This is a genomic window from Brachybacterium sp. Marseille-Q7125, assembly GCF_023062615.1.
Taxonomy (GTDB): domain Bacteria; phylum Actinomycetota; class Actinomycetes; order Actinomycetales; family Dermabacteraceae; genus Brachybacterium.
In genome coordinates this window covers 18156-33706 of record NZ_JALLAL010000011.1, presented here as the reverse complement: position 1 = coordinate 33706, position 15551 = coordinate 18156, and the positions used below count along the sequence as shown (strand labels likewise).

Genomic DNA, 15551 nt, shown 5'->3' with positions numbered 1-15551 from the left:
CGTCCGCTCCCGTGCCCGCGCACCGGGGCGGAGCAGCCCGACCTATCGAGGAGACGATGACCCTCACGCAGTCGCTGCCGGTGCTCGACGCGGTGCGCCGCGAGCTCGAGATCGATACCCGCACCAGTCACGAGGGACACCCGCATGTGCAGGTCGTGCTCACCCTCACCACCAACCTCTCCCTGGCCCCCGCCCAGGTGTGGCCGCTGATCACAGACCCTCACGAGCTCGCGCAGTGGTTCGGCCCGGTGCGGGGCGAGCTCAGCGAGGGCTCCGGCTTCGAGTCCCCGGGAGTGGGGGCGTCCCCGGTCGAGGGCACCGTGGTGGAGATCGCCGAGCCGCATCGACTGCTCGTGGACTGGCGGCAGCCCGGGGCGGAGGGGCCGCTGCTGGTGCGGCTGGACCCGGAGGACGACGGCACCACCCGGCTGCGTCTGCGGCACAGCGCGGTGATGGACGCTGCGGATTTCGCACGGCGCGGAGCGGCGGCCCTCGCGATCGGCTGGGAGATCGCGCTGCTGGCGCTCGCGGCGCAGACGGGCGGCTGGGCCACCACGTGCCTGGAGCCCGTCCCGACGCCCACCCCGGCGTGGCTGAGCAGCGTCGAGGGGGCGGAGCATCGGCGCGCCTGGGCGGTGCGCTGGACCGCGGAGGCGATTGCCGCGGGCATGGATGAGCAGGTCGCGCGGAACGCGGAGAGCATCGCGATCGCCGAGACCGCGGAGGTTTGACCGCCATCGACGGGCCGACGGCGAGGGTGCTGCGCACCCTCATCCCCTCGGTGTACGCCCCAACCTTCCTGGAGTTCACGGGACTGGCGGCACTGCTCCCACTCGTGCCGCTGATCGCCCTTGACCTGGGGTTCAACGTGCCGCAGTCCGCGGGGCTCACGGTGATCTTCGGCGCCGCCTCCTTCCTGGGGCCGATTCCGGCGGGGCGGCTGATCGCTCGGCTCGGCGCTCGCCCGGCCCTCGTCGGCACCGGGGTCCTGCTGGTCGGTGCGGGCCTGGCGCTGTTCGCCCTGCTGAACGCGGCTCTCGATGCGCCCAGCGGGCCGATGGAGCGCGCGCGGTTCGTGGCGCTGCTGGTGGTCATCGCCGCCGCCACCCAGGTGTGGCAGCTGGGCCGACAGTCGTATCTGGGCACCGCCCTGCCGCCGACGATGCGGGCCCGCGGCATGACCCTGTTCGGTGGGGTGCTGCGCCTGGGAGAGGTGGTCGGTCCGCTGCTCGGTGCGGCGGTGATGGCCAGCTGGTCGATCCCCGCGGTGTTCCTGCTGTTCGCGGTGGTGGTCGGGGCTGGCACCGCGCTCATCGCGCTGTTCCTCCCGCCGGGGGAGCGCACGGTGCGCACCGCAGGGCCGGGGCGGAAGCTGCCGCGCAGCCCGGCCCGTCGGCGCCTGGACCGGGCGGTGCTGGCACGGATGGCGTCCGTCGGCGCGGGAATCGCACCGGTGATGATGGCGCGGGTGAACCGCCCGGTGATCGTGCCGCTGCTGGGGGCGGCGCTGGGCCTGGACGCCCTGTGGATCTCGATCGTCTTCGGGGTCGGGGCGGCCGTCGAGATCCTGCTGGTGGTCCCGGCGGGCACGCTCATGGACCGCTATGGCCGGGCCGCCGCGGCGGTGCCGTGCGCGCTCGGGCTCGGAGCCGGGTTCGTGCTGCTCGCGGTGCTGGGCACGCTGCTGGCGGGGCGGGGCGAGGCGGCAGCCGTGGTCGCGCTCGTGGTGCCGATGCTGCTGATCGCGGTGAGCAACGGCCTGGGGTCGGGGATCGTGATGACCCTCGGGATCGATGTCTCCCCGGTGCATGGGCGGACCGGCTATCTCGCCTGGTGGAACACGATGCTCGGGGGCGGGCGGCTGGTCGCGCCGCTGCTGGTCTCCGGGATCACGCTGCTTGCGCCGGTGGCAGCGGCCGGGGCGGTCACCGGGGCACTGTGCCTCGCCGGAGGAGCGTGGCTCGCACGCACACTGCCCCGCGTCACACCCTCCGGCGGGGTGCGCGGGAGGACGTGACGCGGGGCAGCGTGGTGAGAGGTCGGCTCAGGCGGCCTTGGACTCGAGGGCACCCTCAGCGGTGCTCTGCAGCAGCTCAGTGGCCTCATCAAGGGAGATGTCGCGGGCGATCGCGACCTCGGAGGCCAGCGGGCCCACGGCCTGGCGCAGCAGATTGCGCTCCGCGAGGGAGGAGGGCACGCCACCGGAATCGCGCATGATGTTGCGGATCACCTCGACGCGGTCGCTGATACGGCCGGTCTGCAGCTGCATCTGCAGGGACTTGATGCGATGGGCCCAGGACGCCTTCTTGGCGGGGATCTCGATGGGCTCGGCGAGCTTCGCGATGAGCTCTGCGATCTCCTTCTCGGCCAGCAGCGGGCGCAGGCCGATCACGTCCTTGCCGTCGGCGGGGACGGAGATGCGCATCTCGTCGCCGATGACCTCCAGGTCCACGTAGTCCCTCTCCTCGCCGCGCACAGTGCGGGTGCAGGTGGCCACGATGCTGACGGGGCCATGGACGGGGTGGGTGAGGACCTCACCGATCTTCGGGGCGGGGGTCGCGACGGACAAGCTCTTACCTCCTGGGTTGACCTGTGCGCCGCCGGTACCCACGGCCCTGGTGGGGTCGGGGCGGCCGCGCGGCGTCCACGGTCGCAGGACCGGGGGAGTGGAAACGTCGGGGCGGCTCGAGTGCCGCTCGGCCTGCAGGTACAGGGTGGCGGCACCTACGTCGGCGCCTCTCTATGATCTCACGGATCTGACACGAAATCTAGAGGGTGACGTCTCACAGTGTGAGAGGGGCGTGGGGGTAGGCGGTGTGGGTGGGGCAGGTCGAGAGCGCGTCCGGTCCAGATCGGGGCGTGTCGGGGCAGATCGCGAGCGCGTCCCGTCCAGATCGCGACCATCGTCGGAGGAAGCAGCCCACTCTCATGCGGTGCAATGGGGCGGTGCTTCGACATCATCGAACCTCCGCGCCGTCGCTCTCCACCACGCCAACCGATGTGGCAGTGGTGCGCTTCGACGGCGTGGGTGTGGTGGCCGATGAAGCGGTGATGCTGCTGGAGGCGAGCGGCTCCGTGGCGGCCGGAGAGGTGCTCGCCCTGACCGGCGCGAACGGCAGCGGCAAGACGACGCTGCTGCGCGTGCTCGCCGGGATCCTCGAACCCACGGCGGGGGAGGTGCGGATCCTGGGGCGCAGCCCCGATGACCGCGACCGCGGATTCCGCACGGCGCTCGCCGCGCTCATCGGCCCGCCGCAGACCTCGCGTGATCTCACGGTGCGGGAGCATCTGCAGTTCATCGCCGCGACCTGGGGGACGGCAGCGGCGGAGGCGGAGCAGCAGACCGATGCGCTGCTGGAGGAGTTGGGAATCACGGCGCTTGCGCGGCGCTTCCCGCATGAGCTCTCGAGCGGGCAGACGCAGCTGGTGTCCCTCGCCCTGACCCTCGCGCGTCCGGCGCAGGTACTGCTGCTCGATGAGCCCGAGCAGCGGCTGGACCCCGAGCGGCTGGGGCTGGTCATCGCGGCGCTGCGCTCCCGGGCGCAGGCGGGGGTTGCTGTGGTTCTCGCCACGCATAGCCCGCGGCTGCTCGAGGAGCTCGCGGATCGCCGGCTGCACCTGGAGGGGGAGGTGTGAGCGACCCGCTGGGGCCGGCCCGGCAGGTCTGGGCGGGGCGTGCGAGTGCCCGCAGCGCCATGGACCTGCTCTATATCGTCTACCTCACGGTGATGACAGTGCTGGTGTTCGGGGCGCCGGCCCTGCGCAGTGCGGGACTGTTCCTCGCGCGGCCGGATGTGCTGCCGGTGCTGCTGGATGCCCGCACGCCCGGGATGCTGATGGCGGCGCTGCTCGGCGGGGGCGCGGCGACGGTGCTGGTGGGGGCGGTGCGCGGCCCGGCGCTGCTGGCCCCGTTCCTGACCGCGACGCTCGCGGCGGGACCGATCTCGCGCCGACGGGTGCTGTGGCGGCCCCTCGCCCGGTCCCTGCTGGCGCTGGTGGCAGTGGGGCTGCTGCTGGCCGGCGTGGTGGGGGCGACACTGCTGGGTGCCGGGTATGTGGAGCCGATGGGGCTGGTGGCCCTCGGGGCGGTGGCTGCCGGGGTGGCGCTGCTGCTGGGCGGAGCGTGGCTGGCCGGCCAGCTGCTGAGCTCGCGCGGCCGTGGCGTGGTGGCGGGCCTGCTCACGCTTGCGGCGGTGGGGGCGTGGCTGCTGCCGCCATGGGGCTGGACGCTGGCCGATGGGGTGCCGTGGGCGCTCGCCGCTGTGCTCGGCGGGGCAGGAGCGGTGGCGGCGGCGGGGTCGGTGCTTGCGCTCGATCGGCTGCGGGGGTGGGTGCTGCTCGAGCAGGCGGTGCGCTGGCAGAGCGCCACAGGCATGGTGACCAGCGGTGATGTGGCGGGTGCGGCGGGGTCGCTGCGGCCGCCACCGAGCACGGGCCGGAGCCTTCGGGCGGTTGGCGGCGGGCCGCTGACGCTGCTGTACGTGCGCCGGGACGTGGTCGGCTGGCTGCGCAGCCCGGAGCGGACGCTCGGGGGTCTGGCGGGGGTGCTGCTGGGCGCGGGGCTGCTGGTCGTGGCGCAGGTTCTGACGGGGCCGCTCGGAGTGGGGGCGATGCTGCTGGGTTCGCTCGCGCTGTGGGTGGGGACGGGGCCGTTCGTGGACGGGATCCGGCATGGGGTCGCGACGCTGGGGGCACCGGTACTGTTCGGCCAGCGCGCCGGGGTGCAGGTGCTGCTGCATGCTCTCGCCCCGACCGGGGTGCTCATGCTCGGGGCGCTGGTCGGTGGGGTGGCGGGCCTGCTGACGATGGGCGCGGAGGGCGTGGGCGGAGGGAACGTGACGCTGCCCGTGCTGATGATACCGGTGCTGCTGCCGGTGCTGCTGGTACCGGTGCTGGTCGCCGGGCGGGCGCGAGATGCGGCGAAGGGGCCGATGCCGCTGAAGCTCATGACGCCGATGCCTACTGCACAGGGCGATGGAGCGGTGCTCGGAATGCTCGCCTGGCAGTCGGACGCGGTGCTGCTGGCGCTCGCAGCCGGGGCGGTGCTGTGGGGGCTGGTGACGCAGGTGGGGGCGCTGGCACTGGCTGGCGGGGCGCTCGTGGCGGTGCTCGCGATAGCGGTGATGGCCCGCGCGCGGTTGCGCGAGCTCGGGGCGTGAGCGGTGCGGGACTGCTGGGACAAGCCCGCCCAGCTGGTTCCGCGGACGGTACTCAGGCGACCGGCCGCGCGCATACTGCAGGTGGCCGGTCGTCAGAGTGCCGTTCGTGGATGGGGCTCGGCGAGAGCGGTGCTCTCAGTACGGCGGGTGCTCGGGGTCGTAGAGCGGGGTGGTGGGACCGGGTGGGTCTGAGGCTGGCTCGCTCTCTTCGTCTACCGTTTCACCCCGTGCCCGGCGGTGGGCGTCTTCCTCGCGTTCGAGGTAGGTGTTCCACACGACGCGCAGGCGGTCGCCGAGTTCGCGGGTGACGAGGTCGATGTTGCGCTGAGTCTCAGCCAGGGCATGGGTATGCCCTCGGGTTCGTGCGGTCCAGGTGGTGGTGCCGGTCTCGGGATCACGGACCGGGTCGATCAGCCCAAGGGTCTTCAACCGGTGATGGCTGTAGCAGAGCCGGTGGAGGTTCTGGGGGCTCGTGGGGCCGCCCCGGTCTGGATGCTGGTGGTCGAATTCTTCGATGTGGTCACTTTCGCCGCTGGTGGTGACGATCGTGGCGCAGCCGGGGACTGCGCAGACCGGGTCGATCTGCCGCAGCAACTCCTGCATCGACCGACTCACCTGATACATCTTCGCCGCCCGCGGCAGAAACGAACCGTCCACGGGATCGGTCAGCACCCGGTGGAACACCGGGGCGTTCACCACGAGGTCACGGGCCATGGCGGGCGGGATCGGATGCGTCCCATCCACCTCACCCGGCGCCTCGGACCGGCCCAGCAGCGTCATCACGGGCACGGTGACGTTGATGCGGAACCCAGACTCGGGCACCTCAATACCGTCGGTGCCGAAGGCGGTGCGGGTCAGGATCGCGTAGCGCAGCGCCGCGAGAGACATGGGCCTGCCGGTCTCCGCCACCGTCCCGAACACGTCAAACGGAAATGAGGCAGGGCTCAACGACGAGGCGGGGCCGGCCTCCACCAGCGCCTGGCGTTGCGCGGTCTGCACCGCCCGTGCGGCAGCATCGAGCCGGTGCCCCAGCGCCACGATCTCCGGCGCCGGGCCCGTCACCTGCAAGCACGCCGTGCCGTCCATATCCGGAGAGGGGAACACCTCGACATTGCGCTGCTGGGTGGGATGCTCCTGCTGCAGTCCAGCACCGAACCAGGCGATCAACATGCGTAGCTCGCGGTAGAAGCGGTTCACGTCAATGCCCGCGAGGTCCCACTCAGCGACCCGGTCATCGACCTGACGACGCTGCTCAGGCTCCAGGCGGCGCGTGGAGCGGATCAACCACTCAAACCACTCCACCGGCAACACACCACCCGCGACGAGATCCAGACACAGGGGCAGGTCACGAGTGGCGTGGACGGCATCGCGCAGCTTCCCCTCCGCACGCCCCACCTTGGAGCGCAGCCCCGCGGCGGCGATCAGACAGTTGACCGCCAGCTCATCCGCCTCACCCGGGTGGTCATCATCGACCGTCCATAGCAGCGCCAGGTCCCGGACCTCCTCGGCGTAGAGAGTGCCGGCGAGACGACGCCGCTCCTGCACCCGAACCATGAGCTGGGCTTCATCACAGTCCGCCTCCGAGCCCGAGCGCACCGCCGCTGCCGCAGGCGTCATCGCACCACGGCCACGAATGATCTTCCGCGGCGGGCCGGCGGTGGCGCAGGCCGCATCACTGCCGCGTCCGCCCGCCCGGGGAGCACGCGCGGGCTGCTCACCGCGAGCCTCCCGCGGCGAACCCACACCGCCCGGCCGCACATCATCGAGTCCCATCACGCACCCCCTTTCCGACGCCAGATCACGCTTTTATGAACACCTCCATGATCCCACCTGAAACCAACCCATGGAAGCCCTTGCCGCGAATGTGGATGATTTTGTGGATAAACCCCCACTGTGGAGGAAAGGTCGCGGCACACCGCCTCACGACGAGACACCCCTCCCCCTCCACAGCCCCGCCCACCCACACGCATATCCACAGGCCAGCACTCTGTCCACACCGTGCTCCACGTTTGTCAGGGCTGCGTGATAGAGGGGCCGTGCGCACCTCTCACGCCGGTCCGCAGGGACACCACAAGAGCCCCATGGGGTTCTAGCACGAAACTCATGGACGCCGCTCATGCATAGTCGCATGCGCGTTCGATACACGCCGCCGAGTGCAGCCGTGCCCAGCACGCTTCTCCACTCGCGCACATCATCCGCAGAGCCCACTCGCAGAGCCCGCACCTACCGCCCGCGGCGCGCGTCAGCACAGAACCCTCCTACGATCCGCGGCTAGCCCGGCCGTGCATGATGGAGCCGTGCCCTCGCCGTGGAACATCCGCACCACCCCCAATCCGCTGATCCGGGCAGTGGGTCGTGGCCTCACTCGTCTCAACGCTCGGCATCCGTGGGATCACAACGCGCATTTCCGTCACTGGATCGAGCGCCACCTACCGGCAGCCCCGCAGAGGATTCTCGACGTGGGGTGCGGGAGGGGCGACCTGGTCGCGGCTCTCGCCGAGCGATCGTGTGAGGTCGTGGGGCTGGACCCGGATCCCGGCATGGTGACGCAGGCTCGTCGTCGCACGCACACGCTCACCAACGTCCGCATCCTCCAGGGCTCCCTCGCTGAGCACACCGCATCCTCGGAGCACCACGGCCGCTATGACGTCGTGACGATGGTGGCGTCCGTCCACCACATGACCCTCGATGAGGCGCTTGAATCCGCCCGGAAACTTCTGGCCCCGGGCGGACGACTGCTGGTCGTCACTCTCGTCCATCCCGCCTCGAGGCTGGACCATGCCTGGGACATCCTCAACGCCCTCACCAACCCGCTGATCGGCCTCGTGAAGCATCCCCGACCCCACCGGAACGCACCCCGCCGGAACATCCAGGACGCGCAGGACACGTCGGACTCCATGCGGGGTCCGGCGATGCCCGTCCGCGATGCAACGTTCGCCCTTGCGCAGCTGCGCCGCGCGGCGCGCACCATCTTGGGGCCCGGTGCGGTGATCCGCCGCCGCGAAGGCTTCCGGGTGACGCTGCGCTGGTCGGCCCCCGAGAACGCCGACAGGCCCGTCACCCCCGCGGTGCCCGCGCCCCCGCGATGACCTCCCCGAGCCGCCCCATCGCATCCGCGATCACAGCAGGGGAGTGGGTGACGAAGCTCAGCCGCATGGTCGAGCGGTCCGGGTGGTCGGCGAAGAAGGACCAGCCCGGCAGGTACGCCACCCCGGCGTCGACCGCATCGGCCAGCATCTCCTGCGCGTCATACCCCTCGCCGAGCGCCGCCCACAGGAACATCCCGCCCTCGGGTCGGGTGAGGTGCGCCCCCGCGGGCAGGACGGGCTCAAGGGCAGCGACCATCGCGTCGCGTCGCTCCCGATACACCGCCGCCACGCGCGCCACATGCGCATCCAGGTCCGCAGTCTCGAGGTATCGCGCCACCGTCAGCTGATCGACCACGGAGGACTGCATGGAGATCGCCGCCTTCGCCACCGCCAGGGTGTCCCGGATAGGCCCTTCGGCCCGCATCCAGCCGATCCGCACCCCGGGGCTCATGAGCTTGCTCATCGAATTCAGCAGGATCGTGCGCTCACCCATTCCGGGCAGCGAGGCGATCGGCGCCCAGCGGTCACCGGTGAAGCTCAGCGCGCCATAGGGGTCATCCTCGATGAGTGGCACATCGGCTGCGAGCAGCACCTCAGCCACCGCCTCGCGGCGCGTCGGCGGCATGGTGCGGCCTGTCGGGTTCTGGAACGTCGGGATCAGATACACCATCTTCGGGCGATGCTCACGGATCGCCGCGGCCAGAGCCTCGGGGATCACCCCGTCGTCGTCCGTGTCCACGCCCACCATGTGCGCCCCGTGCACCGAGAACGCCTGCACGGCCGCCAGATACGTCGGGGATTCCACGAGCACCACGTCACCGGACTCGAGCAGCGCCTGCGCCACCACGAACAGCCCCTCCTGGGATCCGGAGGTCACGCGGATCTGCCCGGCGTCGGTCGGGAGGTCGCGGGAGAGCCGACGGGCCGCCTGCTCGCGCAGCTCCAGCTCGCCCTCGCTCACCCCGTACTGCAGTGCCCGACGTCCCTGATGTGTGAGCACCCGGTCGTAGCAGGCGGTGACCTGCTCGAGGTCGAACAGCTCCGGGTCCGGGATGCCGCCGGCGAAAGAGACCACGTCGGGCCGTGCGGCGAGGGTGAAGATGTCCTTCAGCGGCGAGGTGGCCATCCCCGCGTAGCGTGCGGCGACGGGGAAGGTGAAGGGCTCGGGAACCTGCGGGGTGGTGGCGGGGGTGGTCATCCGCTCATCGTGTCACTTCTGCAGAGCGCCCTCGAGCACCAGCAGCGTCCGTTTCGTCTCGACGCCGCCCGCATACCCGGTCAGGCGGCCATCAGCAGCGAGCACCCGATGGCACGGCACGAGGATCGAAAGCGGGTTCGCCCCCACCGCCGCGCCGACGGCCTGCGCCGCCCTCGGCCTGCCCAAATCCCGGGCGATCGCGCCGTACGTCGTGGTCTGCCCGCGCGGGATCTGCCGCAGCAGCGACCACACCGCCTGCTGGAACGCGGTGCCCTCGGCGGCCGTCGGCAGATCCAGCTCCTCCCGCGTCCCGGAGAGGTACTCGAGCAGCTGATCGGCGGCGCGGCACAGGAAGGGGTCCGACGGGGACTCGGTGCCCAGCTGTGTGGGCGGCGGAAAGTGGGCCTGGCCGATGCGCCAGATGCCGCTGAGCGCCTCGCCCCGCGCGGCGAGGACATACTCGCCCAGCGGCGTGGTGGTGCGCAGGTGCCGGACCGCAGGAGTGGCCGATGGGGCAGAGGGAGCCGACGGGGTGGGTTCGGCCGATGGCGTAGAGGGGGCCGACGGGGTGGTGGGCGTCATGGGCCCAGGCAACACCGTCGGCCTGTGCGAGGCAAGGCCAGAGATGTGCGAGGCAAGGCCCGGGAACGGCGGGTGATACAGGGAGTGGCGGGTGATGCAGTCGACCCCGCACAACCCCGCGCAGCCCCACGTGAGCACAGTTCCCCGAGAGCTGGGTGTCCCCGGGCTGCCCGTGAGGCCCAACGCAAGCAGGTCACGGCCAGAAGTGGCCGTGACCTGCAGCTCTGTGGCTGATCGCCGTGGAGCGGATGACGGGAATCGAACCCGCACTATCAGTTTGGAAGACTGAGGCTCTACCATTGAGCTACATCCGCGTGGGTGCCCATTGAACCAGATCAGCGGCCCGCGGGCACCTCGAAGCGCGGACGCTGGGGCATGTATCTGCTCACAGCGCTGCCGAGCCGTTCGGGCATCGTGCGCAGGGACCGGGTAATATCCCGGGGGTTGCCCTCCGGGGTGTAGCTCAGCTTGGTAGAGCACCCGCTTTGGGAGCGGGACGTCGCAGGTTCAAATCCTGTCACCCCGACTCCGTCGCGAGGTCGCCGCCGTGCGCACCCCGAGGCGCTATCGAAACGTCCATCGACTGTCCATCAACAGGGAGACCTGACCAGTGAAGACCGAGTCCGAGAAGCTCAGCCCCACCCGGGTGAAGCTCACCGTCGAGGTTCCGTTCGACGAGCTCAAGCCGGCCCTGGAGGCCGCCACCAAGAAGATCGCCGATCAGGTGCAGATCCCGGGCTTCCGCAAGGGCAAGGTCCCCACCAAGCTCGTCGAGCAGCGCTTCGGCCGCCCCGCACTCATGCAGGAAGCCGTCAATGACGCCCTGCCGGAGTTCTACCAGAAGGCCGCCACCGAGGTGGAGCTCAAGCCCGTCGGCCGCCCCGAGGTGGAGGTCGGCAACGTGCCGGGCCTGGATGGCAAGGATGAGGGCAACCTCGTCTTCACCGTCGAGCAGGATGTGCGCCCCGAGATCGAGCTGCCGGACTTCTCCTCCTACGAGGTCGAGATCGAGGAGCCGACGGTCGACGACGACGCCGTGCAGGTGCGCCTGGATGAGCTGCGCGAGCGCTTCGGCATCCTCGTGGGTGTGGATCGCCCGGCCGAGGACGGGGACTTCGTCTCCCTGGATATGGTCGCCACCATCGACGACGAGGAGATCGAGTCCGTCGAGGGCGTCTCCTACCAGATCGGGCAGGGCAACATGCTCGAGGGTCTGGATGAGGCCCTCGAGGGGCTCTCCGCCGAGGAGACCACCACCTTCGTCTCCACCCTGGTGGGCGGCGAGCACGTCGGCCAGGAGGCGCAGGTCAAGGTCACCGCGCAGTCTGTGAAGGTGCGCGAGCTGCCCGAGGCCGATGACGAGTTCGCCGAGATGGCCTCCGAGTTCGACACCATCGACGAGCTCAAGGAGGACCTGAAGAAGCAGGCCGCCGCCGACGCCGAGGGCAACCGCGTGGCGCTCGCCCGCAACGCCCTGCTCGAGAAGCTCCTGGAGGAGCTCGAGATCCCGGTTCCCGAGCAGCTGGTCGAGGACGAGATCACCGCCCACCTCGAGAACGAGGGCAAGGAGGCCGGTGACCCGCACGGCGAGGAGATCCGCGAGGACACCGTCAAGGCTGTCCGGGCGCAGTTCCTGCTGGACGAGATCAACTCCTCCCGCGAGGTGAACGTCGAGCAGGACGACCTCATGAACTACATGACGGCGCTGTCCCAGCAGTACGGGATCGAGCCGAACCAGCTGCTGCAGATGCTCGCCCAGTCCGGCCAGCTCGAGCAGATCTTCGCTGAGGTCCAGCGGTCCAAGGCCCTGGATGTGGCGCTCGCCGAGGTGACCGTCAAGAACGAGCAGGGTGACGTCCTGGACCTGGGGCTGGCCCCGAAGGCCGACGAGGACTCCGCGGACGAGGACTCCGAGGAGAAGGTGGACTCCGAGGACACGTCTGAGGAGAAGGCCGAGGAGAAGAAGGCCCCCGCGAAGAAGGCCCCCGCCAAGAAGGCTCCCGCGAAGAAGCCGGCGGCCAAGAAGGCTTCGGCCGCAAAGGCTGAGGCGAAGGCTGACGACGCGGCGGAGGACGAGGCCGAGGAGAAGAAGGCCCCGGCCAAGAAGGCTCCCGCGAAGAAGCCGGCGGCCAAGAAGGCTCCGGCCAAGAAGGCTGCCGCGAAGGATGAGGCCGCGGACGCCGAGTGACGCCGCGACCGTGAGCAGTGCAGGGCGGGCCGCCACCGGGCATCGGTGGCGGCCCGCCCGCGCATCCGGCACTGTCCTCTCTCCCGCCGCAGTGCGCCTGCGGCGAACACCGCCCGTTCCGGTGCGTCGCAGCGCCTAGAGTCGACTCATCGCACCCCAACGCCGCGATCACCGCATCGCCATGAAGGAGAACCCGTGACCTCTCAGAGCACCCCGACCTCCCCGCCGCAGGCTGCGGCCGGCGACTCCCCGATGGGCCTGGACGACAACGTCTACCAGCGCCTGCTGCGCGAGCGCATCGTGTGGCTGGGGTCCGAGGTCCGCGACGAGAACGCCAACGCCATCTGCGCCAAGATCCTGCTGTTGGCGGCCGAGGATCCGGACAAGGACATCTACCTGTACATCAACAGCCCCGGCGGCTCGATCACCGCGGGCATGGCCATCTACGACACCATGCAGTTCGTCAAGCCCGACGTCGTGACCGTCGGTATGGGCATGGCCGCGTCGATGGGTCAGTTCCTGCTCTCCTCCGGGGCGAAGGGCAAGCGGTACGCCACCCCGCACACCCGGGTGCTCATGCATCAGCCGCTGGGTGGGCTGGGCGGCACCGCCACGGACATCCGCATCCAGGCAGATCTGATCCTGTCGATGAAGCGCCAGCTCGCCGAGCTGATCGCCGAGCAGACCGGCAAGAGCGTCGAGCAGATCACCGCGGACTCCGATCGCGACAAGTGGTTCACCGCGCAGGAGGCCCTGGAGTACGGCTTCATCGACAAGATCGTGACCGGCTCCGGTGATGTCACCGGTGGCGGCGGCACCGACGACTGATCCCGCCACCCAGCAGACCGTTCTTCCGAGGAGACTTCGTGACTTTCGACCCCCGCCCCGTCGGCGCGCAGCCGATGGCCGCCGCCGGCTACAGCCAGGCCGGCCCGATGCCCACCAGCCGCTACGTGCTGCCCCAGTACGAGGAGCGCACCGCGTACGGCTTCAAGCGCCAGGACCCGTACACCAAGCTGTTCGAGGACCGCATCATCTTCCTGGGGGTCCAGGTGGATGATGCCTCGGCCGATGACGTCATGGCGCAGCTGCTGGTGCTCGAGTCCCAGGATCCGGACCGTGACATCACGCTGTACATCAACAGCCCCGGCGGCTCCTTCACCGCGCTGACCGCGATCTACGACACCATGCAGTACATCAAGCCTGAGGTCACCACCGTGTGCCTGGGTCAGGCCGCCTCCGCGGCCGCGGTGCTGCTGGCCGCCGGCGCCCCGGGCAAGCGCCTCGCGCTGCCCAACGCCCGGATCCTCATCCACCAGCCCGCGATGGGCGGCCAGGGCGGCGGCCAGGCCTCCGACCTCGAGATCCAGGCCAACGAGATCATGCGCATGCGCGAGTGGCTGGAGGACACCCTCGCCCACCACTCTGGGCGCACCAAGGAACAGGTCAGCGCCGATATCGAGCGCGACAAGATCCTCACCGCGCAGGGAGCGCTCGAATACGGCCTGGTGGACCAGGTCCTCGCCTCCCGTAAGGAGGCGCGCCCCCAGGTGGGCCGCTGAGTCGAAGGGCTCGCCCGGACGGGCGAGCCCTTCCGTCTTCGGCAGGGGGCGCCGGGTAGTCTGGCGGAGCCCCGAGACGACAGGAGGACGGCTGTGGCACGTGCGAACGAGAGCGGCGACGTGTTCAAGTGCTCGTTCTGCGGAAAATCGCAGAAGCAGGTGGAACGCCTGATCTCCGGTCCCGGCGTGTACATCTGCGAAGAGTGCATCGATCTGTGCAACGAGATCATCGCCGAGGAGATCGAGGCCGCCCAGCCCGCCGCGCAGGCGCAGGCTCCGCTGCCCACCCCCAAGGAGATCTTCGCCTTCCTCGAGCAGTACGTGGTGGGGCAGGAGCCGGCCAAGCGGGCACTCTCGGTCGCGGTGTACAACCACTACAAGCGGGTGCGCGCCCAGGAGGCGGCGGCGTCCGCTCCCGCTGGCGGGCCCACCCGCCAGGGCGCTGAGGCGGAGGAGCCCTCCGCCCAGAAGCAGGTCGAGGTGGCCAAGTCCAATGTGCTGCTCGTCGGCCCCACCGGGTGCGGTAAGACCTATCTCGCCCAGACCCTCGCCAGGATGCTGGATGTCCCCTTCGCGATGGCCGATGCGACGGCGCTCACCGAGGCGGGGTACGTTGGCGAGGACGTGGAGAACATTCTGCTGAAGCTGCTGCAGGCTGCCGACTACGACGTCGAGCGCGCCCAGCGCGGCATTATCTACATCGATGAGGTCGACAAGATCGGCCGCAAGGCCGAGAACCCGTCGATCACGCGAGATGTCTCCGGGGAGGGCGTGCAGCAGGCGCTGCTGAAAATCCTCGAGGGCACCGTCGCGGCGGTCCCGCCGCAGGGCGGGCGCAAGCACCCCCATCAGGACTTCATCCAGATCGACACCACGAATGTGCTGTTCATCGTGGCCGGAGCCTTCGCGGGAATCGAGGACATCATCGGCTCCCGGATCGGCAAGCGGGGCATCGGCTTTGGCTCGCAGCTGCACACTCCGCTCGAACAGGAGCAGATCTACGCCGAGCTGCTGCCGGAGGACCTGCTGAAGTTCGGGCTGATCCCGGAGTTCATCGGCCGCCTACCGGTGATTGCGAGTGTGGCGAACCTGGACCGCGAAGCCCTCATCACGATCCTCACCGAGCCGCGCAACGCCCTGGTCAAGCAGTTCCAGCGGATGTTCGAGCTGGACGGCGTGGAGCTCGACTTCGAGCGCAGCGCCCTGGAGGCCGTGGCGGACAAGGCCATCGCCCGTGAGACGGGTGCGCGCGGCCTGCGGGCGATCCTCGAGGAGGCGCTGCAGCCGGTCATGTTCGAGGTCCCCTCCCGTGATGACATCGCCAAGGTGGTCATCACCGAGGGGGTCATCACCGAGGGGCGCGCCCCGCTCATGGTCACCGCGAAGGACGCTGACCGTGAGCAGACCGCGCGGGAGCGCAGCGCATGAGCACGCCCGGCGCAGACGATGCCGCGCGGGCCCGGGAGTTGCTGCTCTTCGAACGGCGCAGCATCGACAACATCGACGCGGCCCTCGTGCATCTGCTGGCCGAGCGCTTCGCGCACACTCAGAGGGTGGGCGTGCTCAAGGCCGAGCATGGGCTGCCGCCCGCGGACCCGGAGCGCGAGGAGCAGCAGATCCGCCGCCTGCGCGCCCTCGCGGATGAGGCGGGCCTGGACCCCACCTTCGCCGAGGCGTTCCTGCGCTTCATCGTCACCGAGGTGATCCGCCACCACGAGCGGATCCGCGAGGATCAGGCGCCCGGCGACCGCTGACCCTCCCCAGCGCGTCCCC

General features: G+C 70.2%; 14 protein-coding genes and 2 tRNA genes. 11 read left to right on the top strand and 5 right to left on the bottom strand.

What is annotated here, in order from left to right:
- The first annotated feature begins 56 nt into the window (after positions 1-56).
- Both MU407_RS04565 and MU407_RS04560 read left to right on the top strand, forming a co-directional pair.
- Positions 57-731 carry an SRPBCC domain-containing protein gene (locus MU407_RS04565; protein ID WP_246955698.1) on the top strand — a complete coding sequence of 225 codons (675 nt, stop codon included), beginning with the start codon at positions 57-59 and terminating at the stop codon, positions 729-731.
- A complete protein-coding gene (locus MU407_RS04560) occupies positions 728-2017 on the top strand; it encodes an MFS transporter (protein ID WP_246955696.1) in 1290 nt (429 codons plus the stop codon). Before MU407_RS04565 ends, MU407_RS04560 begins: the two co-directional genes overlap by 4 nt.
- 27 nt (positions 2018-2044) lie before the next feature.
- Here MU407_RS04560 and MU407_RS04555 read toward each other — a convergent pair whose 3' ends face one another.
- Complete coding sequence (locus tag MU407_RS04555) at positions 2045-2569, bottom strand: CarD family transcriptional regulator (RefSeq protein ID WP_246955694.1); 525 nt, start codon at positions 2567-2569, stop codon at positions 2045-2047.
- 377 nt (positions 2570-2946) lie between these two features.
- On the opposite strand from MU407_RS04555, the gene MU407_RS04550 reads away from it, so the two are divergent.
- Together MU407_RS04550 and MU407_RS04545 are read left to right on the top strand one after the other, a co-directional pair.
- Entirely contained in the window at positions 2947-3636 is a 690-nt protein-coding gene (locus MU407_RS04550) for an ABC transporter ATP-binding protein (RefSeq protein WP_246955692.1), read from the top strand.
- On the top strand, positions 3633-5159 hold the full coding sequence (locus MU407_RS04545) for a hypothetical protein (RefSeq protein ID WP_246955690.1): 1527 nt from the start codon (positions 3633-3635) through the stop codon (positions 5157-5159). The genes MU407_RS04550 and MU407_RS04545 overlap by 4 nt, the downstream gene beginning before the upstream one ends.
- A gap of 135 nt (positions 5160-5294) precedes the next feature.
- Here the strand turns inward: MU407_RS04545 and MU407_RS04540 are convergent, their stop codons facing one another.
- Complete coding sequence (locus MU407_RS04540) at positions 5295-6776, bottom strand: HNH endonuclease signature motif containing protein (protein WP_246955688.1); 1482 nt, start codon at positions 6774-6776, stop codon at positions 5295-5297.
- A gap of 680 nt (positions 6777-7456) precedes the next feature.
- Here MU407_RS04540 and MU407_RS04535 point away from each other — a divergent pair.
- Complete coding sequence (locus MU407_RS04535) at positions 7457-8248, top strand: class I SAM-dependent methyltransferase (protein WP_246955686.1); 792 nt, start codon at positions 7457-7459, stop codon at positions 8246-8248.
- Here the strand turns inward: MU407_RS04535 and MU407_RS04530 are convergent.
- The 3 genes from MU407_RS04530 to MU407_RS04520 form a co-directional block, all read right to left on the bottom strand.
- Complete coding sequence (locus tag MU407_RS04530) at positions 8217-9446, bottom strand: PLP-dependent aminotransferase family protein (RefSeq protein WP_246955684.1); 1230 nt, start codon at positions 9444-9446, stop codon at positions 8217-8219. The genes MU407_RS04535 and MU407_RS04530 overlap by 32 nt on opposite strands.
- Positions 9447-9458: 12 nt before the next feature.
- Positions 9459-10028: a methylated-DNA--[protein]-cysteine S-methyltransferase gene (locus MU407_RS04525; protein WP_246955682.1), complete on the bottom strand. Its 570-nt coding sequence runs from the start codon at positions 10026-10028 to the stop codon at positions 9459-9461.
- A gap of 240 nt (positions 10029-10268) precedes the next feature.
- Positions 10269-10342: transfer RNA gene (locus MU407_RS04520), tRNA-Gly, on the bottom strand.
- A 138-nt stretch (positions 10343-10480) separates the two neighbouring features.
- Between MU407_RS04520 and MU407_RS04515 the strand changes: the two genes are divergently transcribed.
- The 6 genes from MU407_RS04515 to MU407_RS04490 all read left to right on the top strand — a co-directional run bounded on the left by MU407_RS04515 (position 10481) and on the right by MU407_RS04490 (position 15532).
- Positions 10481-10554, top strand: a tRNA-Pro gene (locus MU407_RS04515).
- Positions 10555-10638: 84 nt separating this feature from the next.
- Positions 10639-12216, top strand: a complete 1578-nt coding sequence (gene tig / locus MU407_RS04510) for a trigger factor (protein WP_246955680.1) — start codon at positions 10639-10641, stop codon at positions 12214-12216.
- A gap of 195 nt (positions 12217-12411) precedes the next feature.
- Positions 12412-13044: an ATP-dependent Clp protease proteolytic subunit gene (locus MU407_RS04505; protein ID WP_102236680.1), complete on the top strand. Its 633-nt coding sequence runs from the start codon at positions 12412-12414 to the stop codon at positions 13042-13044.
- 74 nt (positions 13045-13118) lie between these two features.
- The gene (locus tag MU407_RS04500; RefSeq protein ID WP_246955739.1) at positions 13119-13778 is read left to right on the top strand and encodes an ATP-dependent Clp protease proteolytic subunit; all 660 of its coding nucleotides are present in this window, start codon (positions 13119-13121) and stop codon (positions 13776-13778) included.
- Between the two features lie 93 nt (positions 13779-13871).
- Entirely contained in the window at positions 13872-15206 is a 1335-nt protein-coding gene (gene clpX, locus MU407_RS04495) for an ATP-dependent Clp protease ATP-binding subunit ClpX (RefSeq protein WP_102236678.1), read from the top strand.
- Positions 15203-15532 (top strand): chorismate mutase, encoded by a 330-nt coding sequence (locus tag MU407_RS04490; RefSeq protein WP_102236677.1) that lies wholly within the window; start codon positions 15203-15205, stop codon positions 15530-15532. The genes clpX and MU407_RS04490 overlap by 4 nt, the downstream gene beginning before the upstream one ends.
- Positions 15533-15551 lie beyond the last annotated feature (19 nt).